At 32.0% G+C, this 20,229-nt stretch carries 24 protein-coding genes; 18 read left to right on the forward strand and 6 right to left on the reverse strand.

Going from position 1 to position 20,229, the window contains the following annotated elements; genetic code table 11:
- Positions 1–2,100, forward strand: a complete 2,100-nt coding sequence (gene feoB / locus Q0873_RS08845; RefSeq protein WP_299106216.1) for a ferrous iron transport protein B — start codon at positions 1–3, stop codon at positions 2,098–2,100.
- Between the two features lie 188 nt (positions 2,101–2,288).
- Positions 2,289–2,774 carry a DUF3575 domain-containing protein gene (locus Q0873_RS08850; protein ID WP_299106219.1) on the forward strand — a complete coding sequence of 162 codons (486 nt, stop codon included), beginning with the start codon at positions 2,289–2,291 and terminating at the stop codon, positions 2,772–2,774.
- Positions 2,775–2,807: 33 nt separating this feature from the next.
- Here the strand turns inward: Q0873_RS08850 and brnQ are convergent, their stop codons facing one another.
- Both brnQ and Q0873_RS08860 read right to left on the reverse strand, forming a co-directional pair.
- Positions 2,808–4,082 carry a branched-chain amino acid transport system II carrier protein gene (gene brnQ / locus Q0873_RS08855; protein WP_299106221.1) on the reverse strand — a complete coding sequence of 425 codons (1,275 nt, stop codon included), beginning with the start codon at positions 4,080–4,082 and terminating at the stop codon, positions 2,808–2,810.
- The gene (locus Q0873_RS08860; RefSeq protein ID WP_299106222.1) at positions 4,082–4,528 is read right to left on the reverse strand and encodes a hypothetical protein; all 447 of its coding nucleotides are present in this window, start codon (positions 4,526–4,528) and stop codon (positions 4,082–4,084) included. The genes brnQ and Q0873_RS08860 overlap by 1 nt, the downstream gene beginning before the upstream one ends.
- Positions 4,529–4,680: 152 nt before the next feature.
- Here Q0873_RS08860 and Q0873_RS08865 point away from each other — a divergent pair, with 152 nt between their 5' ends.
- From Q0873_RS08865 to upp, 3 genes are all read left to right on the forward strand, one after another.
- Positions 4,681–5,457, forward strand: a complete 777-nt coding sequence (locus tag Q0873_RS08865) for an alpha/beta hydrolase (RefSeq protein ID WP_299106223.1) — start codon at positions 4,681–4,683, stop codon at positions 5,455–5,457.
- A gap of 53 nt (positions 5,458–5,510) precedes the next feature.
- Entirely contained in the window at positions 5,511–6,068 is a 558-nt protein-coding gene (locus Q0873_RS08870) for a hypothetical protein (RefSeq protein ID WP_299106224.1), read from the forward strand.
- Between the two features lie 85 nt (positions 6,069–6,153).
- Positions 6,154–6,807 (forward strand): uracil phosphoribosyltransferase, encoded by a 654-nt coding sequence (upp, locus tag Q0873_RS08875; protein ID WP_299106225.1) that lies wholly within the window; start codon positions 6,154–6,156, stop codon positions 6,805–6,807.
- A gap of 1 nt (position 6,808) precedes the next feature.
- Here upp and Q0873_RS08880 read toward each other — a convergent pair whose 3' ends face one another.
- A complete protein-coding gene (locus tag Q0873_RS08880; RefSeq protein ID WP_299106227.1) occupies positions 6,809–7,711 on the reverse strand; it encodes a DUF6427 family protein in 903 nt (300 codons plus the stop codon).
- Positions 7,712–7,753: 42 nt separating this feature from the next.
- Here Q0873_RS08880 and Q0873_RS08885 point away from each other — a divergent pair, with 42 nt between their 5' ends.
- From Q0873_RS08885 to Q0873_RS08900, 4 genes are read left to right on the forward strand one after another with little or no spacing between them, the layout of a single operon-like run.
- Positions 7,754–7,975 carry a hypothetical protein gene (locus Q0873_RS08885; RefSeq protein WP_299106229.1) on the forward strand — a complete coding sequence of 74 codons (222 nt, stop codon included), beginning with the start codon at positions 7,754–7,756 and terminating at the stop codon, positions 7,973–7,975.
- A gap of 12 nt (positions 7,976–7,987) precedes the next feature.
- Positions 7,988–8,659, forward strand: a complete 672-nt coding sequence (gene trmB, locus Q0873_RS08890) for a tRNA (guanosine(46)-N7)-methyltransferase TrmB (RefSeq protein ID WP_299106232.1) — start codon at positions 7,988–7,990, stop codon at positions 8,657–8,659.
- A gap of 15 nt (positions 8,660–8,674) precedes the next feature.
- A complete protein-coding gene (locus tag Q0873_RS08895; protein WP_299106234.1) occupies positions 8,675–9,286 on the forward strand; it encodes a hypothetical protein in 612 nt (203 codons plus the stop codon).
- A 3-nt stretch (positions 9,287–9,289) separates the two neighbouring features.
- Entirely contained in the window at positions 9,290–9,625 is a 336-nt protein-coding gene (locus tag Q0873_RS08900) for an MGMT family protein (RefSeq protein WP_299106245.1), read from the forward strand.
- A gap of 5 nt (positions 9,626–9,630) precedes the next feature.
- Here the strand turns inward: Q0873_RS08900 and Q0873_RS08905 are convergent, their stop codons facing one another.
- Entirely contained in the window at positions 9,631–10,524 is an 894-nt protein-coding gene (locus tag Q0873_RS08905) for a sterol desaturase family protein (protein ID WP_299106247.1), read from the reverse strand.
- Positions 10,525–10,685: 161 nt separating this feature from the next.
- On the opposite strand from Q0873_RS08905, the gene Q0873_RS08910 reads away from it, so the two are divergent.
- From Q0873_RS08910 to Q0873_RS08935, 6 genes are all read left to right on the forward strand, one after another.
- Positions 10,686–11,816, forward strand: a complete 1,131-nt coding sequence (locus Q0873_RS08910; protein ID WP_299106249.1) for an Mrp/NBP35 family ATP-binding protein — start codon at positions 10,686–10,688, stop codon at positions 11,814–11,816.
- A gap of 5 nt (positions 11,817–11,821) precedes the next feature.
- Entirely contained in the window at positions 11,822–12,052 is a 231-nt protein-coding gene (locus tag Q0873_RS08915) for a NifU family protein (protein ID WP_299106251.1), read from the forward strand.
- 120 nt (positions 12,053–12,172) lie between these two features.
- Positions 12,173–13,228, forward strand: coding sequence for an NAD(P)/FAD-dependent oxidoreductase (locus Q0873_RS08920; protein ID WP_299106253.1), 1,056 nt, complete (start codon positions 12,173–12,175; stop codon positions 13,226–13,228).
- A 59-nt stretch (positions 13,229–13,287) separates the two neighbouring features.
- Positions 13,288–14,196, forward strand: coding sequence for a sterol desaturase family protein (locus Q0873_RS08925; protein WP_299106255.1), 909 nt, complete (start codon positions 13,288–13,290; stop codon positions 14,194–14,196).
- Positions 14,197–14,225: 29 nt separating this feature from the next.
- Positions 14,226–14,561, forward strand: coding sequence for a hypothetical protein (locus Q0873_RS08930; protein ID WP_299106257.1), 336 nt, complete (start codon positions 14,226–14,228; stop codon positions 14,559–14,561).
- Positions 14,562–14,565: 4 nt separating this feature from the next.
- Positions 14,566–14,898 carry a 2Fe-2S iron-sulfur cluster-binding protein gene (locus Q0873_RS08935; protein WP_299106259.1) on the forward strand — a complete coding sequence of 111 codons (333 nt, stop codon included), beginning with the start codon at positions 14,566–14,568 and terminating at the stop codon, positions 14,896–14,898.
- Here the strand turns inward: Q0873_RS08935 and Q0873_RS08940 are convergent.
- Both Q0873_RS08940 and Q0873_RS08945 read right to left on the reverse strand, forming a co-directional pair.
- Positions 14,895–15,419 (reverse strand): flavodoxin, encoded by a 525-nt coding sequence (locus tag Q0873_RS08940; protein WP_299106261.1) that lies wholly within the window; start codon positions 15,417–15,419, stop codon positions 14,895–14,897. The genes Q0873_RS08935 and Q0873_RS08940 overlap by 4 nt on opposite strands.
- Position 15,420: 1 nt before the next feature.
- Positions 15,421–16,080, reverse strand: a complete 660-nt coding sequence (locus Q0873_RS08945; protein ID WP_299106263.1) for a class I SAM-dependent methyltransferase — start codon at positions 16,078–16,080, stop codon at positions 15,421–15,423.
- A 129-nt stretch (positions 16,081–16,209) separates the two neighbouring features.
- On the opposite strand from Q0873_RS08945, the gene Q0873_RS08950 reads away from it, so the two are divergent.
- The 3 genes from Q0873_RS08950 to Q0873_RS08960 are packed head-to-tail and all read left to right on the forward strand — an operon-like array spanning position 16,210 to position 20,228.
- Complete coding sequence (locus Q0873_RS08950) at positions 16,210–17,727, forward strand: aspartate aminotransferase family protein (RefSeq protein WP_299106265.1); 1,518 nt, start codon at positions 16,210–16,212, stop codon at positions 17,725–17,727.
- The gene (locus tag Q0873_RS08955) at positions 17,727–19,049 is read left to right on the forward strand and encodes a lysine N(6)-hydroxylase/L-ornithine N(5)-oxygenase family protein (RefSeq protein WP_299106267.1); all 1,323 of its coding nucleotides are present in this window, start codon (positions 17,727–17,729) and stop codon (positions 19,047–19,049) included. The genes Q0873_RS08950 and Q0873_RS08955 overlap by 1 nt, the downstream gene beginning before the upstream one ends.
- A gap of 3 nt (positions 19,050–19,052) precedes the next feature.
- Positions 19,053–20,228, forward strand: a complete 1,176-nt coding sequence (locus tag Q0873_RS08960) for an MFS transporter (protein ID WP_299106270.1) — start codon at positions 19,053–19,055, stop codon at positions 20,226–20,228.
- Position 20,229 lies beyond the last annotated feature (1 nt).

The following is a 20,229-nucleotide window of genomic DNA, read 5'->3' on the forward strand; positions in this document are numbered from 1 at the left end:
ATGAGTAAACAGCTTCATGTAGCTTTAATAGGAAATCCTAATACAGGTAAAACATCATTGTTTAATCAATTAACAGGGTTAAAGCAAAAGGTTGGTAATTATCCTGGAGTAACCGTAGATAAAAAACAAGGAATTTGTAAACTACCTAATGGCTCGAAAGCACTTATAACAGATTTACCTGGAACTTATAGTATAAATCCAACTTCTATTGATGAAAGTATTGTACTAAAATCATTAGTTACTTCAAGTAAACCAGATGTTATTGCTGTGGTAGTTGATGTTGAAAACCTTAAGAGAAATCTGCTTCTTTTTACACAAATTAAAGATTTAGAAATCCCAACGTTATTGGTTGTTAACATGGCCGATCAAATGAAAGCAAAAGGGATTTCTATTGATATTGATTTATTAAAAGAAGAGCTTAATACAGAAGTTGTTTTAATAAGTGCAAGGAGTAGTTCTGAAACAATAAAGGTTACAGAAAAACTAGCTGAGCTTACTTCAGATAAAAGAGAAGCACAAGTTTTTGATATAGCAAAGAAAATAGATGCTGCTTATTTTGAAGAGTTAGCAAAAGTTAGCTCAAAATACAATGTCTATGAATTGTGGTTAATGGTTACACAGAACTATTTTCCAGATGCAATTTCAGAAGAAGAAAAAAGGAAAATAAAAGAATTTCAATCTGATTTAGGTAAAGTAAAAAGGTATCAACATAAAGAAACGATTTACCGTTATCAAAGCATAAATACTGTTTTAAAAGAAGCTTATAAAGTTGATAAATCAAAAGCAACTGATGTTCGAAGTAAGCTTGATAGTATTTTTACACATAAGATATTCGGGTATGTGATTTTCTTCGGATTGTTATTACTCATCTTTCAATCGATTTTTGATTGGGCTTCTACTCCAATGGATTTTATAGATGAGGTTTTTGCTAATTTCTCTGAGTTTGCAAAAAGTAATCTTCCAGAAGGAAAGCTTACCGATTTAATTACAGACGGTATTATTCCAGGTATTGGAGGGGTAGTGATTTTCATTCCGCAAATAGCAATTCTGTTTTTATTTATAGCCATTTTAGAAGAAACAGGTTATATGAGTAGAGTGGTGTTTTTAATGGATAAAATTATGCGCCGATTTGGAATGAGTGGTAAGAGTATTATTCCATTAATTTCAGGAACGGCTTGTGCCATACCAGCGGTAATGGCAACCAGAACGATCTCTAGTTGGAAAGAACGTTTAATTACAATTTTAGTAACTCCATTTACAACATGTTCTGCAAGATTACCTGTATATGCCATTTTAATTGCATTAATTATTCCAAGTAAGAAAGTTTTTGGATTTTTAAGTTTACAAGGATTAACCTTGTTAAGTTTATATATTTTAGGTTTTGCAACGGCTATTCTTGCCGCTTATATTTTACATAAGACATTAAAAATTAAAAACACTTCGTTTTTTGTAATTGAAATGCCTAATTATAAAGTACCTTCTATAAAGAATGTTTTTTATGATGTATTCGAAAAAACGAAAGCTTTTGTTTTAGATGCAGGTAAGATAATTTTAGCAATTTCTATTGTTTTATGGTTTTTAGCCTCTCATGGTCCTTCTTCTTTTACGAATGCAGAGAAAAATGTAGTAGAAAATATTGACAACCAACAATTAGCCAAAGAGGAATTAGAAAAGAAGGTAGCTTCTGCCAAATTAGAAAACTCTTATATAGGTATTATGGGAAAAGCTATAGAACCAGCAGTTACACCTTTAGGATATGATTGGAAAATAGGAATTGGTTTAATAACCTCTTTTGCTGCAAGAGAAGTGTTTGTAGGAACCTTAGCTACCATATACAGTGTAGAAAGTGATGATGAAGACATCACAACTATAAAAGAAAAAATGGCGGCAGAGATCAATCCGAATACAGGAAAAAAAAGGTTTAATTTTGCAACAGGAATCTCATTGTTGTTGTTTTATGCATTTGCAATGCAATGTATGGCAACTTTAGCAATTGTAAAAAGAGAAACTAAAAGTTGGAAATGGCCGTTAATACAATTAGTAGGTATGGGATTACTAGCGTATATATCTGCTTTAATAGCTTATCAAATATTAAGTTAAATGCAAGAGATAATAGCATATAGTTTAGTGGTTTTATCAGTGGTTTATTTAGTGAAGAAGTTCTTGCCTAAGAAAACTACCGGTAAAAATTGTGATTCAAATTGTGGATGTCATTAAATAATATCTTTTACCTACTTTTGTGGTATTATAATTGCTGATAAATTCACATTAAATCAAAAAATACATTCATGAAAAAAATTGTAATAGCAACGTTACTGTTGGTTAGTTCACTAGTAAAAGCACAACAAGAGGTAAAAGTAGATATACTAGATGCATTGGCTTTAAAAACGTTAGAAGTTTCTTATGAATACTATACAAGTAATCAGTCTTCGGTTGGGGTTTCTGCGTTGTTTAATTTTGAAAAATCGTCGGCAGATTTTAGATATAATGAAGAAACAATGATTACTCCTTATTTCCGTCATTATTTTACAGATAATAGAAACTGGAATTATTTTGGAGAGATATTCGCTGGAATAAATTCAGGAGAAAGAAATATTGGAGGTGAGGTTAAAAAATATACAGATGGTGCTTTAGGTATTGCTATTGGATCAAAATATGTTTCTGATGGAGGATTTGTTGTTGATGTTTACGGAGGATTAGGAAGAAATATGTTTAGTGATATTTCACGAAGTATAGTTCCAAGAGTTGGAATAAATATTGGTTATAGATTCTAAAATCAAACTAGATATAAAAACAAAAAGCTTGCATTATGCAGGCTTTTTGTTTTTTATAAGGTTTGCTAGTATAAAACTAATTATAGCAGGAATAACCCAGCCTAAATGATATGTTGCTAAAGGAATCATATTTATAATTCCAGTTAGATGTTTTTTGTCAATTATAAACTGTAAGAAGTCAGGAATACTAAATAGAAAAGTAACCAATACCACTATTCTGAACACCGTTGCAGAAGCCAATTTTTCGGGAATGATGTTTAATAAAATTAGAACGATGGTAATCGGATAAATAAACATTAATGCTGGTAGAGCAACATTAATAATATAGTGTACGTCAAACTGTCCTACGATAATACCTAATAAACAACCAACAACGGCTGTGATGCTATATACTTTTTGAGAATTGTTGAATAATCCTTTAAAATAATCAGCAGTTCCAGTAATAATACCTACGGCTGTAGTAAAGCAAGCCAAAGCAACCAATACACTTAAAAATGTAGTTCCGATACTACCTAAAGTTTGTGTACTTAAACTTGTTAATACTTGGGTTCTATTCGCATCTTCAGAAAAAGTAGTGCTAAATAATGCTCCGTTGTAAATTAATCCGGCGTAGATAACTAATAAACCTAAACCAGCAATAATTCCTGCTTTTATAATATGATCCTTTTTTGCTTCAAAGGAGATGTCTTTGTTAAAATTCATGGAAATTACTAAAACACCACCTACTACCACGGCGCCAATAGCATCAAAGGTTTGATACCCTTCTAAAAGTCCGTCGATAAATGGAATTTTAAAGCTTGTAACATTCATAGTATCTGGAGCAGAGAATACCCCGATAAAAATGATGCTTAATAGAATAATAATGATTAAAGGAGTTAAAAATTTTCCTATTAAATTCAATATTTTAGAACGATTCATTACAAAAATGAATACGAGAATAAAGTAAAAGGTACTTGTTATTAATGAAGAAACAGAAAAATAAGGTTGTATAGCCATTTCATAAGTTACCGATGCTGTTCTTGGAGCGGGTAGCGCTATAGAAATTGCGTATACAATTAAACAGTATAGTAGGCTAAACTTTGGCGAAACTTTCTTTCCAAAATCATACATGGTTCCTTGTAGTCTAGCATGTGCTAAAATTCCAAGAATAGGTATAACCACGGCAGTAACAAAAAAACCAAGGGTTACCCAAAACCAACTGTTAGCAGCATTTTTACCTAAAAATGGAGGTAGAATTAAATTTCCTGCACCAAAAAACATAGAAAATAATGCAAAACCAGTAATTAGTACTTCTTTAGAAAATTTCATTAGGAGCGTTTTTGAAATAAGTAATAAACAAAGTTGAAAAGTATGTAAATAATTCCAATTACAATAATTATGAATTTAGGAACCGCAAAATAGAAAGCAATAGAACTCCATTTTTGCTCAATATTACCTAATAATAATTGTATTAAACCAATGTTTTCAACAGCGTCAAAAGCTGCGGCTAGCACTAAAAAATAAATAAGAGTAATTCCTAAAGTGTATATAGTAGAATTTTTCCAAAGAACTTCGTTCAATTTATGAATTAGTATGGCAATTAATAAAGTATACGAGATTAAGAAAAGAAAATCTAATCCTAAACTAATTCCGCAGGCTATTTGAGAAACTCCATTCCAAGAATTAATAATTTTACTAGATGTCGTTATATCTTTAGCAAGTTGAAAACTTACAATTCCATGTTTACAAACAGCGTTTTTTAAAAAACTATCCAAATAGAGCATTGCAACTAAAAGAATAAAGGTTGAAAAGCTAAGAAGTAACGTAAGTTTTTGCTCTTGGTTTTTCGAAAGGTTTTTGAAGGGAGAAACTAGCATTTTTAAGTTCTGAATCTAATTAACTGATGAAAGATACATATTTTTGTTCGATGCAAAATTTTATAGAGTTTAAAAATAATAAAGTCTATTTTTCTTCAGAAGGAGAAGGAAGCGCAGTGCTACTGCTTCATGGTTTTTTGGAGAGCTCTTTTATGTGGAAAGAGCTTTCAAGAGAGTTGTTAGAAACTCATAGAGTTATTTGTATTGACTTATTGGGGCATGGAAAAACTGGATGTATAGGCTATGTACATGCTATGGAAGAAATGGCAGAAGCAGTTAATGAAGTGTTGAAATCCTTACGAATTAGAAGAGTAACAATTATAGGGCATTCAATGGGAGGTTATGTTGGATTGGCTTTTGCAGAAAAATACTTGGATAAAGTAAAAGGGATATGTTTAATGAACTCAACCTCTCAAGCTGATTCAGAAGAACGAAAAGAATTACGTTTAAGGGCGTGTAAAATGGCGCAAACCAATTACGAGGCGTTGGTAAAGATGTCTATTACTAATTTATTTGCAGAAACTTCCCGCACAAAGTTTGCTAAAGAAATTGAGGCAATTAAAAAGGAAGCTCTTAAAACACCGGTACAAGGGTATATCGCTGCTACAAAAGGGATGAGAGAAAGAAAAAATAGAGAGAAGGTTTTGCGAAAAATCGATAAAAGATTGATTATCTCAGGAGAAAAAGATCCCATCTTACTCAAAGAACTAGTTACTACCGAAGGGATTAGAACAGAAACGCCTGTTGTTTTTTTACCACTAGGGCATATGAGTTATATAGAATCTAACAAAGTTTTAACAATTAAGGTGAAAGAATTTTTAGGGTAAGGCATAGTCTTTGTTTTTCAAGAGTCTAATTTAAACTAGAACTACTTAGAGTTATGAAAAACAAATTACTATTATTATTTATCGCTGTATTTTTAAGTGCAAACATTGTAAAAGCACAAGAGAAAAAAGAACGATTGGTAGAAAGATCAATTTATGGTATTCAAGCCGGACTTTTTGGTGCTTGGGCTTACAATGAAACTGCCATAGGAAATGAACTAACCTTAAAAACGGAAATAGGATTGAATACCGGGGTTTTTGGAGGAAGTTATTATCCTAAAACAGGGTATGTGATGTTTCCTACTTTATCTTTAGAACCTAGGTATTATTACAACATGAAAAGAAGAGAAAAATTAGGGAAAAGGATCAGCAATAATTCAGGAAATTTCTTCAGTTTGAAAACGAGCTTTAATCCAGATTTATTTGTTATTTCTAATTATAAGCTTTCTATGAATAACCATCTTACCGTTGTGCCGAAATGGGGGTTAAAACGAACTTTTGCCAAGAACTTTGAGTATGAGTTTTCTGCCGGTGTAGGATATGTTTATGATATAGATGTAAATGTTGGAGATGCTATTTTGGATGTAGGTTTTAGAATTGGATATCGATTTTAAAATAAAAAGGACGTAATAAAATTAGAAACTTCATCTAGCTAGATGGAGTTTTTCTTTTTTGTAATTTCGCACAAAATAAAAAAACATGCACATTCATCATATTGGTACAGAAAATTCAATATTAAATAAATTTTTAGCAGAAATCCGTTCGGTAGATATTCAAAAAGATTCTATGCGTTTTCGTAGAAATATTGAAAGGATTGGTGAAATTTTAGGATATGAGTTGAGTAAGAACCTTTCTTTTTCAACTAAAGAAATCAACACACCGTTAGGTGTAAAAGATATTGAAATAATTACCAATGATGTTGTTTTATGTTCTATTCTTAGAGCTGGACTTCCATTGCATAATGGATTGTTAAATTATTTTGATGATGCCGAAAATGCCTTTATTTCTGCGTACCGCCATCACCCAAACAACGATGCAGAATTTGAAATTGTTGTAGAATATTTTGCCTCTCCATCTATAGAAGGAAAAACTCTTTTATTGGCCGATCCAATGTTAGCTACAGGACAATCGTTAGTAGCAGTGTATGAAGCAATCTTAAAATATGGAACTCCAAAAGAAATTCATGTTGCTGCAGTAATAGGTTCTTCTGAAGGAGTAGACCTTATTAAAAAGCATTTCCCTGAAAACACCCATTTATGGATTGCAGATATTGATGCAGAACTAAATGAAAAGGGATATATTATTCCTGGTTTAGGAGATGCTGGAGACTTGGCCTTTGGTACTAAAATGTAATTTACAACAAGAAGTGAATAAACGAAAGAATTAAGAAGGCAAATAAAACAATATCTGCTAGTACTTTTTTCTTGATTAATTCAATACCGTTTGCAAGGATTATTGCTGTTGGGAAAAATGCGAAAAGTAACTCACTTGCATTTCTCTCATTAATTAATATTATAATAATTCCAGTTAATAAGAGGTGGAATAAAACGATGATCCAGTTTCGTCTAAATAAGTTTTTAACTGCCAGTGTTTTTGGAGTTTTAACTAGTAAAACGAAAAAAGTATAGACTCCAACCAATAGCATTGGAATTAAATATTGATTAGAAAAATAAAGCTCAAAATTATACTCACTATACCAAAGAAATAAATTGGTGAAATCTTCTGTTTTATCATACCACAAGCAGTAGGTAAAGTATAAAAATACAGGACCAATAAAACCTAACACAGGTGTGAATAAGGTTTGATACGTAAATCGCTGGTGCAAAAATATTGAAATATACAACAGAAGAATCAAGATAATTGTATACGGTTCAATTAGAAAAGAAATTCCAAGCCATAAGCCGCCATCAAAAAGTTTGTGAATGATATTTTTTGAAGATTGTAAACTATATACCTTCCTTAAAAAAAGAAGTACAGTGACATTGGCATATAGTAAATTGTTTAGTTGTATCACATTGGCAAAACAACCAATCAAAATTACATAAAACAAAAAAGCATAGGAGTTATCAAATGTGAGCTGATTCTTTGCAATAATAAAGTTTAAAACAGAAAAAATGACTAGAAACCAAGCAAGTTCTTTAAAGGTTTCAAAAGTAAATTCTTTAGAAAATGCTATGATCAGAAAATAACATACGAACAGCCCAAAAATCACTAAAAAATTTATAGGCTTAGATTTCCCGAAAAAATTGGCTAACATGGTTTCTTTTTATATTTTTGCAGCTGTAAAGATACTTAAGATATGATAGCAGGCAATATTTTTAGAGGGATTGGTAGTTTTTTCACTGATTTTTTATTCCTACCATTTGACGCATTACGTTTGTCTATAGCGAAATCAGCTGGTGGATGGTGGACATCTAATGCTGTAAACTGGGTGTTTTTAGTAATCCTTTTAGTGTTATTCGCTTACTGGATGAAAGAATCAGTTACGTTTATGAAAGAAGGAACAGAAGATAGAGCATAATTACCTTTTAATTTGGGAAGTAAAAACAAATTAAAGCGTTTCAAAGAAAATGAAACGTTTGCTAATGTTATTCAGCCAACTCGAGAAGAAGTAACCACTAACTTTAAATACAAAGGAAAGTGGAATACTTTTTTTAAGAATGATAACCCTATTGTTGTAGAACTAGGTTGTGGTAAAGGTGAATATACAATAGCACTTGCAGAGAAAAATCCAGATAAAAACTTTATTGGAATTGACATTAAAGGTGCTCGTTTTTGGCGCGGAGCTAAAACTGCGATTGAAAACGACATGAATAATGTTGGTTTTATAAGAACTCAAATTGAATTAGTAGATTTGATTTTTGCTAAGAATGAAGTAGATGAAATTTGGATTACTTTCCCAGATCCTCAAATAAAGTACAAAAGAACGAAGCACAGAATGACTAATTCTGAGTTCTTGAAAAAATACCATACCGTTTTAAAAGAAGATGGATGTATAAACTTAAAGACAGATAGTGAGTTTATGCATGGGTATACTTTAGGTTTATTACATGGTGAAGGGCATGAAATATTACATGCAAATCACGATGTTTATAAAAATGTGTACAGCCCAGAAGAGGTAACTGGTACACAAACTTTCTACGAAAAACAATATTTAGAGCAAGGAAAGCCGATAACTTACGTCAAATTTAGAGTGAAGTATTAAACCACTCTAAATTTTATGATTTTATCGCATTTAGTATTAGGTTTTGTAACCTCATATATTGGTTACACCCCTCCTAGTATGCTCAATATTACAGCTAGTAAGATTACCATTGAAAACAATAAGAAAGTTGCACGCCAATTTGTTTTGGGTGCTTCCGTTGTGGTGTTAATTCAGGTTTTTTTAGCAATATTATTGGCCTCTTTTTTAGAAGAATACCCACAACTTATCAATTGGGTGAAAAAAGTTGCTGTGGTAATTTTTGCCATACTTTCAGTTGTTTTTTTATACAAGGGATTTAATACCCCTAAAGAGAGTACTTCGAAAACAGTGAAAAACGGATTTCTATTTGGACTTTCATTATCTTCTATAAATATGTTTGCCATTCCTTTTTTTGCCGTTGCGCATTCCTCTTTTGTAATGCATGGCTGGGCAATGTCTGGAATAACATGCACCTCTGTTTTTGGAGTTGGTTCGGTACTTGGAACTTTTGCTATTTTAAGCAACTATATGTTCTTAGCGCAAAAATTACAAGACAAGCTTTTAGCCTATTCAAAATACTTTACTATTTGTATTGGAGTTATTACGGGATTTGTAGCTATTTATTCAGGGATAAAACTGTATTTTTAAAGTATGAAACAAAAGAAATCTTCAGATAATTTTTTTGAAAAAGTATATGAAGTAGCTCGCTTAATCCCTTTTGGAAGAGTTACTAGTTATGGCACAATTGCTAAATATTTAGGAGCGGCACGATCTGCAAGAATGGTAGGTTGGGCAATGAACAACTCTTCAGGGAAAGATGTTCCAGCTCATCGAGTGGTAAATAGAGTTGGCTTACTAACAGGAAAACATCATTTTGATGGAACCAATTTAATGCAACAGTTGTTAGAAAGTGAGGGAGTTGAAGTAGTGGATAATAAAATTCAAAACTTTTCTGAAGTTTTTTGGGATCCAGCTAAAGAACTATAGGGTAATTAGTTTTTCTTTGTTTTCTGTCGTAATTCTCTTGTGGTTAACGTACTCTTGTCATGGCTCCATCCAGGAGGCATGATTAAGTATTTGAAACCGTTTTTTAAACTATTACTATTCCAAGCACGGTATAGCATATTTTTCCATTCGTGAAATTCTACATCAAACAAATTGTATGTTTTAATGTTAGATGTTAGCCCGTAGTTAGGCCTTTCTTCTTCAGGTTGAAACGTACCAAACATACGATCCCAAATGATCAATACACCAGCGTGATTTTTATCTAGATATTTTAAATCTGAACCATGATGCACCCTATGATGAGAAGGGGTGTTAAAAAAGAATTCAAACCATTTAGGAAGTTTGTTTATTTTCTCTGTGTGAATCCAGTATTGGTAAATAAAATTCAATGTTTTTATGGCAAAGATTTGTAAAGGATGAAAACCTATTAGTGGAAGCCAAATCCAGAATAAAAAATGCCCAGTAACATCATACGTCCATGTTTTTCTTACAGCAGTTGAAAAATTGAATTTTTCAGAAGAATGATGTACAACATGACTTGCCCAATAAAAAGAAACCGTATGTGCTATTCTATGTCCCCAGTAAAAAGTAAAATCATCTAAAAAGAAAAGCACAACCCAACTGGCCCAAAGATTGTAATCAATCGTAAAAAATCGAAAGTTGTTGTATACCCAAAAAAAGATAAGAAGCTTTATCGATTTTGTAAGTAAATTAATTCCAAAAAAAACTAGCCCTGTAGCAATACTGGTATAAGAATCTTTCTTTTCATGAGTTTGTTTTTTGTCCTTATATCCCAAATAAATTTCAATAACTATTAAAAGAATAAAGAAAGGAATAGCTATAGGATAAGCAAAAGTGTTGATTTGATTTATGAGTTCCATGGAAGGCTAAGATATAGTAAAAATTATTAGAGCTTAGCGGCTTATAGAATTTGCTATAAAAAAGAGTAATTAGCTTATAAATATTACCAATGTAAAGACTTTAAAATCTGAGGTCTAAAATGTATCTTTGCAATTTAGATTTAATTTAAGTAAATACTCTAATGAGTTTTAAAAAACAAGATATATATAAAGCGTTAGAAACAATTACTGCTCCTGGTGAAGGTAAAAGTTTAGTAGAAAATAACAATGTAACAAACGTTGTTGGTTTTGGTAACGAGGTAATTGTAGATGTAACAATTTCAAATCCAACTTTACAAGCTAAGAAGAAGGTAGAGTCGGAGATTATAAAAGCAATTCGCGAACATGTAGGTGAAAACTTAGAGGTAAAAGTGAATTTGAAGGTTGAGGTTCAACAAAAGGAAAACCCAAATCAAATTAGAGGAAAGGAAATTCCAAATATTCAAAACATTATCGCTATCGCTTCAGGAAAAGGAGGAGTAGGTAAATCTACCATTACTGCTAACCTTGCTGTTTCTTTAGCTAAAATGGGGTTCAAAGTTGGAGTTTTAGACGCAGATGTGTACGGGCCATCTCAACACATCATGTTTGATGTTGAAAGAGAGAAACCTTTAGCTGTAAAAGTAGATGGGCGTTCTAAAATGAAGCCAATAGAAAATTATGGAGTTAAATTATTATCATTAGGTTTCTTTACAAATCCAGATCAAGCGGTTATTTGGAGAGGACCTATGGCTTCAAAAGCATTAAATCAATTAATTTTTGATGCTGATTGGGGAGAATTAGATTTCTTATTAATAGATTTACCTCCAGGTACAGGAGATGTACATTTATCAATTGTACAAGCATTACCAATTAACGGTGCTGTTGTGGTAAGTACACCACAAAACATTGCGTTGGCGGATGCTAAAAAAGGAGTGGCTATGTTCCAACAGGAATCAATTAATGTACCTGTTTTAGGTATTATTGAAAACATGGCGTACTTTACACCTGAAGAGTTACCAAATAATAAATATTATATTTTTGGGAAAGATGGAGCTAAGAATTTAGCTGCTGATATTGATACTAAGTTTTTAGGAGAAATTCCATTAGTACAAAGTATTCGTGAAGCGGGAGATGTTGGTCATCCAGTAGCTTTACAAAGTGGGACACCTTTAGAAGTTGCATTTACAGATGTAACGAAAGAAATGGTTTCTCAATTATTGAAAAGAAATGCAAACTTACCTCCAACAGAAGTAGTAAGAATTACTACAATGAGTGGATGTAGTACAAAGTAAAAGTTATGACAGATACACAAAAGAATGTTGAAAAGGCTTTAGAAGAAATTCGTCCATTTTTAATTAGTGATGGAGGAAATATAAAGTTACTTTCCATAGAAGATAACACTGTAAAAGTACAGTTAGAAGGAGCTTGTAGTGGTTGTTCTGTAAACCAAATGACCTTAAAGAATGGTGTGGAAGCAACCATTAAAAAATATGCTCCAGAAATTGAAGAAGTAATTAATGTCGCTTAACTGATAAAAATCAGTTTTTAAGATTATTACTACAATTATTTTTGAACAAATAAAAGTTCCTGCCTTATATTTTATCAAGGCAGGAATCTCATTTATAAATAAAGCTTAGATTTTATCAAGATGATAAAAACAGATATACTAATTATTGGAGCAGGTCCAACAGGATTATTCACAGTCTTTGAAGCAGGTTTATTAAAATTACGTTGTCATTTAATTGATGCATTACCGCAACCAGGAGGGCAATGTTCAGAGATTTATCCGAAAAAACCAATTTACGATATCCCAGCTTATCCTGAGATTTTAGCGGGTGATTTAACCGATAAATTGATGGAACAAATCAAGCAATTTGAACCTGGATTTACCTTAGGAGAGCGAGCAGATACTGTTGAAAAACAAGAGGATGGTACTTTTATAGTAACAACAAATAAAGGAACAAAACATCAAGCGCCAGTAGTTGCTATTGCTGGAGGACTAGGAAGTTTTGAACCTCGTAAGCCACCTATTTCAAATATTTCTGAATACGAAGATAAAGGTGTAGAATACATGATTAAAGAACCAGAATTATATCGCGATAAAGATGTAGTAATTGCTGGTGGTGGAGATTCTGCTTTAGATTGGTCTATCTTTTTAACAGATGTAGCAAAATCGGTTACATTAATTCATAGAAGAAATGAATTTCGTGGAGCTCTTGATTCAGTAGATAAAGTACAGGAGTTGAAAGATGCTGGAAAAATTAACTTAATAACACCTGCTGAAGTAAAAGGTATTGTTGGAGAAGGTAAAGTAGAAGGTGTTTTAGTAGAGCAAAAAGAAAAGGAACCGTTTACATTGGCTTGTGATCATTTCATTCCATTATTTGGTTTAGCACCTAAGTTAGGACCTATAGCAAACTGGGGATTAGAGATAGAGAAAAATGCTATTAAAGTAAATAATGCGTTAGATTACCAAACTAATGTAGAAGGAATTTATGCAATTGGAGATGTAAATACCTATCCAGGGAAGTTAAAACTTATTTTATGTGGGTTCCACGAAGCAACGTTAATGTGTCAAAGTGCTTATAAACGTATTCACCCAGATAAGAAATATGTAATGAAATATACAACCGTAGGAGGAGTTACTGGTTTTGATGGAACTAAAAAAGAAGCTCCAAAAGCAGTAGTTAAAGCAATCAATTAAAAATAAAGAAGGTTCTTGGTAAAATAAGAACCTTTTATCATTAAATAAAAATAGAAACATTGACTTTAGTAGAGTACGTACAACAACTATCACAAGATAAATTATTATACTTTGCCTTACCGGTATTTTTTATTTCCATGCTGGTTGAATATCAGTTTGCAAAAGAGAAATATTATGGAAAGGATACAGGTATTTCCTTATTAATGATGGTGTTTTCTGCGATTGTTGAATTTATTCCTAAAGTATTAGCCTTTGTTGCCTTTTTCTATTTGTATGAACTAAGTCCTTTAAAAGGTATTGTTGGACGTCAGTGGTGGGCATGGATCCTATTATTGTTAGCTGATGATTTTGCCTATTATTGGTTTCATCGATTGAATCATGAAGTGCGCTTATTTTGGGCAGGTCATGTACCACATCACTCTTCGGTACATATGAACTTAGGTACAGCTTTAAGACAAGGAGTTGGAGAACGTATTCATAAGTTTTTCTTTTGGATATGGATACCTTTATTAGGGTTTGATCCATTAATGATGTTTACGATGATGGGAGTAAGTTTGATTTATCAATTCTTTGTGCATACAGAATTGGTAGATAAACTGCCAAAACCAATTGAGCTTATTTTTAATACTCCGTCACATCACAGAGTACATCATGCGTCTAATATTCGTTATTTAGATTGCAACCACGCTGGAATTTTAATTATTTGGGATCGTATGTTTGGTACTTTTTCAGAAGAGTTAAAAGAAATTGACAAGCCTGTATATGGATTAACAGTAAACATAGAAACCTTCAACCCAGTTAAAGTAGCAACACATGAATATGCAGCTATTTGGAAGGATGTAAAACGTGCAGATACTTGGAGTGATAAACTAAATTACATTTTTAACTCGCCAGGATGGAGTCATGATGGAGAAGATAAAAGAGCCAAAGTTTTAAGAAGACAATTAAAAGAACAAGAAACTCATTAGTTTTTGTATTTTTAGTGAAAACTATAGTTATGATTGGATTAAATACCTTCTTGTTTATAAGCTATTTCAAAGACCTAATTACTGGTTTTGACTTATTTATTATTTGCTCTATTATTATTTTAGTGAATTATCTTAAATATTTGGAGAAGCCAAAGAGTAATAGTGTTAGTCTAGATAATTTGGAATTAGATTCTCCTTTATATCAAACAAATGATATTTTGCTGCAAGGGAATAACTTAGAACTAGAATTTAAGCCATTTGCAGAAAGAACCTCTATTTGGGTAAAGACAATTGTTTTCGTTTTAATATTTTTGGTTGCCGTAACCCCGTTGTACCAGTTGTTAGGTACTGAATATTTTTTATAAAAACATGGAACAAGATATTACAATAAAAATTACAGATAGAGAAGGTGTAACTCATGAAGTACAAGCACCTACAGATATGGCTATGAACTTAATGGAAGTAGTTCGTTCATATGAGTTAGCTCCTGAGGGTACCATTGGTATTTGTGGTGGTATGGCTATGTGTGCATCTTGCCAGTGTTATGTAAAATCAGATCATGAGTTACCTGAAATGACAGATGATGAAGATGCGATGTTAGCAGAGGCGTTTTACGTAGAAGATAATAGTCGTTTAGGTTGTCAAATACAAATGACTCCAGAAATGGACGGTTTAGAAGTAGAATTAGCTCCAGAGAGCTAATCTACTTGTTGAAATTCTTTTTCTATTTGTTGTAGCCAGTTGGTTAAACGATCTGGTGTTTTTTCAGGTTCATTATCTTCATCAATTGCCAAACCATAAAAATAATCTTCACCTTCTATTTGTGCTTTTGATGTGTCGAAATCATAAGTTTTAGTAGACCATTTTCCGATAATTTTCCCGCCATTTTTAAGAATTACTTTAGCTAGTATACCCACACCGTCAATAAAGTACTCTCCATATCCGTATTGATCCCCTAATCCAAATAGGGCAACTGTTTTTCCTGTAAAATCAATTTCCTTAAATTCTTTGTCAAAATAATCTTCCCAATCACTTTGTAAGTCTCCATCGTACCAAGTAGATAAGCCCAGTATAAAGTTGTTGTATTGATTAAAAATTTCCTTGTTTAAATTAAACACTTCAATAACATTCAATTCAGAAGCAGACCAATCATCTACAATTGAGCTAACAACTTCTTCCGTCATTCCAGTGTCTGATCCATAGATTAATGCAATATCTTCCATATTATTTATTTAAAACGATTACGTTATAGTTTCTTTGTACCATCTCTCCCAGTTTATTTTTTACAGTTTCTTTAAAGCTTTTAAAAGAAGCTAGTTGTAGTGGAGAGGAGTTTATTAATTTTAGTATCCCTTCTTTATCATATAAACAAAACTTAGAGCCTACAAAGGGTAGTGTTTCCATAAAATCCTTATCTGCATAACACAATGCAATCTTTCCCTTTGGTTTTAAAATTCTATATAGTTCATTTAAAATGACTTTTGGCTGTTTCCAAAAATAGAGTGTATTAATACTAGCTATTTTATCAAAGCTGTTGTTTTCAAAAGGAAAATTCACCCCATTATAAAGTTCAAACGTTACATCTAAGTTGTTTTTTAAAGAGGCAATATTTTTTAATGCTTCTTTATGCATTGTTTTTGAAATTTCTAATCCAATAAAAGAAACACCTTTGGCTTTTTGTAATACTTTTTGAACATGTGAAGCATTACCATGGCCTATTTCAAGAACGGTTTCTTCATCCTGAATATTTAAACTTTCAAAACAGGCAGTAATCATGCTCAGATTGCTTGTAGCCATGTTGTCCGCCACAGATACTCCTTTAGTTCCTGTAGGGTGACTTAACTGTGATTCAAGCGCTAACAAATCTTCTTTTGAAAACTTCATTTTATACGATTAACCGATTTCACTAGGGTTATATGTTTTACGTCATTTTAATTCCTAAATGCGTCATTTTTTTTAGAGAACCGAAATTACTTTTGCAATATAATAACTATTAAGACTAAATAAAAATAAATGATTCTTAAAGAAAGTCCTTCGCTAAAAGAGTTGTCATTAAACAACTACTTGTTTAATGATGAATCAGTCAAATTATACGAGGAATATACGTTAAAAACACTCTCTTATATTCAGAAATTTTTATCAAACAGAAAGTTTTACAAAGGAGATGAATTAACAGAAATTCAAAATGATAAGCTCAATGCAAAATTAGAAAATATTGAGGGAACACAATCATTAGATACCGCTTTAGAACAATTGAATGAGTTGTATATTCAGAAAGCAATTTCTTTCCACAATCCAAACTATGTAGCTCATTTAAACTGCCCGATTACATTGCCGTCTATTGTTGCTGAGATGATTGCTACTACAATCAATACAGCAGTGGAAACATGGGATCAAAGTACCTCGGCTACATTTATAGAACAAGAGGTAATTCGTTGGATTTGCAACGCTTTTGAGCTTCCTGAAAGTTCAGATGGTGTATTTACCAGTGGAGGTACACAATCGAATTTTATGGCGTTATTAATGGCACGAGACCATTATGCATTTGAAAATTTTGGAATTAACATCAAACAAAATGGATGGTCCGATGAGATAAGTAAGTTTAGAATTTTTTGTTCTGAAAAGGCACATTTCAGTATTCAAAAAAATGCGGCTTTACTAGGTATGGGATATGATGCAGTAATCCCCGTAAAGGCAGATGATACCATGCGAATGGATGTAAATGAATTAGTATTAGCTATTGAAAGAACAAAACAAGAAGGAAATATTCCAATTGCAGTAGTAGCAACTCTAGGAACCACTGATTATGGAAGTTTTGATCCGTTGCAAACTATTGGAAGAATTGCCAAAGAGCAAAAAATGTGGTTGCATATTGATGGTGCTTATGGAGGATGTTATGTACTTACCGATACGCATAAACACTATTTTGAAGGATCAAAAATAGCAGATTCAATTACAATTGATTTTCATAAAACATTGTTTCAACCTGTAAGTTGTAGTGCATTTTTGGCAAAAAATCAGGAGCATTTTAAGTATGTGTCTTACTATGCCGATTATTTAAATCCGCTTGAAAATAAAGATCAAGAGCGTCCGAATTTAATTGAAAAATCAATTCAAACTACTCGAAGATTTGATGCTTTAAAAGTTTGGTTAACACTTAAAACGTTAGGAGTAAAAACTATTGCAAATTACTTAGAAGAAGTACATAATCTAACAAAACGAGTGCATGAGAAAATGAGCTTGAATCCAAATTTTGAACTGGCTCATACACCAGAATTAAGTACGCTAGTTTTCAGATATAAAAATTCTGAAGCAGCACACGAGCCGACACATGATATGGTGAACTTACATATTAAAAACACCTTGTTTGCGGCAGGGAAAGCTTCTGTAGCTAGTACTAAACTGAACGGGAATATCTACTTAAAATTTACTTTACTAAACCCTAAAAATACTTTAAACAATATTCTAAATATTGTTGAAATGATAGAAGAAACAGGAAGGAATTTTCAACCTAAAACAGAATTATTATAATGGAACATACAATTGCAGATTTTATAGCTATAGGCGTAGGACCTTTTAATTTAGGTTTAGCATGTTTAACAGAACCTATTGAAGATTTAAACGGTATTTTTTTAGATAAAAAAGAAAAGTTTGATTGGCATCCTGGAATGTTATTAGAAGATACTACTTTACAAGTACCTTTTATGGCAGATTTGGTAACCTTAGCAGATCCAACCAACCCATTTAGTTTCTTAAACTATATAAAAGAGCAAGGGAGAATCTATTCTTTTTATATCCGAGAGAACTTTTTGTTGTTAAGAAACGAATACAATCAATATTGTCAATGGGCTATTAAAAAATTATCTAATATTCATTTTAATACAGAGGTTAGGCATATTGATTATGATGAGAAAGATGAACTTTATGTGGTTACAAGTATTTGTACTAAAACTGATGAGATTAAAATCTATAAAGCTAAAAAAATAGTACTTGGTACAGGAACACAGCCTTATATTCCAGAATGTAGTAAAAAACTTAAAGGGAAAGCACTACACTCTTCTGGATATTTAAACTATAAAGAAGAGCTTCAAAAAGAAAAGAGAATTACAGTTTTAGGAAGTGGACAAAGTGCAGCTGAGATTTTCTTTGATTTATTACAAGAGATCGATACAAAAGGATATGAACTAAATTGGATTACACGTTCACCACGTTTCTTCCCATTAGAATATTCTAAGTTAACCTTAGAAATGACTTCACCTGAGTATGTAGACTATTTTTACAACTTACCTGCTAAGAAAAGAGACTCTTTAATTAAAAATCAGAAGCATTTATACAAAGGAATTAATCAAGACTTAATTGGAGCAATTCACGATACGTTGTATGCAAAAAGAGTAGCCACAAATGCTCCGTTAAAAGTATCATTACGTACAAATACTGAGTTAAAAAATACGGAGCTGAATGATGGTACCGTTACCCTTGAATTACATCAAGTAGAGCAAGATAAGTACTTTAAACATGAAACAGAAGGATTAGTATTGGCAACAGGTTATGGGTATAATTTACCTGAGTTTTTAGAAGGTGTTTCGAATAGAATCCTTTGGGATGATCAGAGTCGTTTTGATGTACAAAGAAACTACAGTATCGATAAAAACAATAAGGAAATATTTGTTCAAAATGCAGAGTTACATACGCATGGTTTTGTAACTCCTGACTTAGGAATGGTTGCTTATAGAAACTCTTATATCATTAGAGAAATTTCAGGGAAAGAACACTACCCTATTGAAGAAAAAATAGCATTCCAACAGTTTGGTGTTTCTCAAGAAGAAGAAATTCAATTTAACGTTTTTGCGTAAGAGATGAAATTAAAAACATTTTTAATACTCATGACATTGGTTGCAGTGGTAAGTGATTATCTACTGCATCCTTTTTATCCGCAATTTTTTGAGCTTCGTTTCGGTATGACGAATCCAAAAAATGTAGGATATTATTTCGCAGCTATTTGCTTTATGGTAATGATAGCGTTTCCTTTTTGGGCATATGTTTCTAAAAAAGTTTCGGAACTTAATATTTTAGTATATACCCAAGCCGTAGCAGGTGTCTTAGCTATCTATTGTTATTATACCACCTCTTATATAAACTTCTGGATAGTATCGCTGATTATGGTGTTGTTTAAAGGAAGTTATTTGCTAGTATACCCTTATATCTTGAAAATTATCACCAAAGAAGAGCATCCAAGTACTATTGGACTACTTTCGGTTGTAGTACACTTAGGAGGAATATTGGGAGCGGTATTGGGAGGAATAACAGTAGATTATATTGCACCAAGTAGTATCTTTTTAATTATGGCCGCTGGAGATTTCATTCAAATGACAATGAGTGCCTACCTTTTAAAAAGTAAAAAGTATGCTACAGATTTAATCATTTCGGAAGAACCTGACAATACAGATAAGAAATTTATACCTAAAGGTTTTATCTTAAAGTTAGGGTTAATAACCTTGATTTTATACTTCAGTGATTTTTTAATTAGACCTTTCTTTTCATTGTATTGGGAGAGCTTTTCTGCTTTTAAAAGCAAATTAGTGTCTGGAACCATTTATGCAATTCCAGGTTTTGTTGCTTTAGTGGCACTCTGGATAAATAACAAAAGAAAATCACAAGGACATCAAGGAATTATAAATGCTTTATTTATTGGGTTAATAGGTCTTATATTACAAGGAATCCCGTATGATGGAGTAGTAATTTTAGGTAGAATTGTTTATGGATGGGCAATTTTCCAAGGAGTCGTAAAATTCGATATTCTATTATTTGAATTAAGCACACCGGAATCATATTCAGTAGATTATAGTAAAATACATTTCTTTCAAAATTTAGGAGTTTTACTAGCTTCTTTAAATGTTGGAATTATCGTAAATGATTTTGGTTTACAAATGCCTTTTGCAATTGCATTAGGAGGATTCACACTAACCTTGGTGTTATACTTTTTTGTGTTTAAATCGGTAAGAAATGTTCATAAACAACTAGCAAAAGCCTAAG

It is taken from the genome of uncultured Tenacibaculum sp. (assembly GCF_947498805.1).
In the GTDB taxonomy this organism is placed as follows: domain Bacteria; phylum Bacteroidota; class Bacteroidia; order Flavobacteriales; family Flavobacteriaceae; genus Polaribacter.

Coding starts and splice junctions, on each gene's coding strand:
- feoB (WP_299106216.1), top strand. CDS start 1: ATGAGTAAACAGCTTCATGTAGCTTTAATAGGAAATCCTAATACAGGT.
- Q0873_RS08850 (WP_299106219.1), top strand. CDS start 2,289: ATGAAAAAAATTGTAATAGCAACGTTACTGTTGGTTAGTTCACTAGTA.
- brnQ (WP_299106221.1), bottom strand. CDS start 4,082: ATGAAATTTTCTAAAGAAGTACTAATTACTGGTTTTGCATTATTTTCT.
- Q0873_RS08865 (WP_299106223.1), top strand. CDS start 4,681: ATGCAAAATTTTATAGAGTTTAAAAATAATAAAGTCTATTTTTCTTCA.
- Q0873_RS08870 (WP_299106224.1), top strand. CDS start 5,511: ATGAAAAACAAATTACTATTATTATTTATCGCTGTATTTTTAAGTGCA.
- upp (WP_299106225.1), top strand. CDS start 6,154: ATGCACATTCATCATATTGGTACAGAAAATTCAATATTAAATAAATTT.
- Q0873_RS08880 (WP_299106227.1), bottom strand. CDS start 7,711: ATGTTAGCCAATTTTTTCGGGAAATCTAAGCCTATAAATTTTTTAGTG.
- Q0873_RS08885 (WP_299106229.1), top strand. CDS start 7,754: ATGATAGCAGGCAATATTTTTAGAGGGATTGGTAGTTTTTTCACTGAT.
- Q0873_RS08895 (WP_299106234.1), top strand. CDS start 8,675: ATGATTTTATCGCATTTAGTATTAGGTTTTGTAACCTCATATATTGGT.
- Q0873_RS08900 (WP_299106245.1), top strand. CDS start 9,290: ATGAAACAAAAGAAATCTTCAGATAATTTTTTTGAAAAAGTATATGAA.
- Q0873_RS08905 (WP_299106247.1), bottom strand. CDS start 10,524: ATGGAACTCATAAATCAAATCAACACTTTTGCTTATCCTATAGCTATT.
- Q0873_RS08910 (WP_299106249.1), top strand. CDS start 10,686: ATGAGTTTTAAAAAACAAGATATATATAAAGCGTTAGAAACAATTACT.
- Q0873_RS08915 (WP_299106251.1), top strand. CDS start 11,822: ATGACAGATACACAAAAGAATGTTGAAAAGGCTTTAGAAGAAATTCGT.
- Q0873_RS08920 (WP_299106253.1), top strand. CDS start 12,173: ATGATAAAAACAGATATACTAATTATTGGAGCAGGTCCAACAGGATTA.
- Q0873_RS08930 (WP_299106257.1), top strand. CDS start 14,226: ATGATTGGATTAAATACCTTCTTGTTTATAAGCTATTTCAAAGACCTA.
- Q0873_RS08935 (WP_299106259.1), top strand. CDS start 14,566: ATGGAACAAGATATTACAATAAAAATTACAGATAGAGAAGGTGTAACT.
- Q0873_RS08940 (WP_299106261.1), bottom strand. CDS start 15,419: ATGGAAGATATTGCATTAATCTATGGATCAGACACTGGAATGACGGAA.
- Q0873_RS08945 (WP_299106263.1), bottom strand. CDS start 16,080: ATGAAGTTTTCAAAAGAAGATTTGTTAGCGCTTGAATCACAGTTAAGT.
- Q0873_RS08950 (WP_299106265.1), top strand. CDS start 16,210: ATGATTCTTAAAGAAAGTCCTTCGCTAAAAGAGTTGTCATTAAACAAC.
- Q0873_RS08955 (WP_299106267.1), top strand. CDS start 17,727: ATGGAACATACAATTGCAGATTTTATAGCTATAGGCGTAGGACCTTTT.
- Q0873_RS08960 (WP_299106270.1), top strand. CDS start 19,053: ATGAAATTAAAAACATTTTTAATACTCATGACATTGGTTGCAGTGGTA.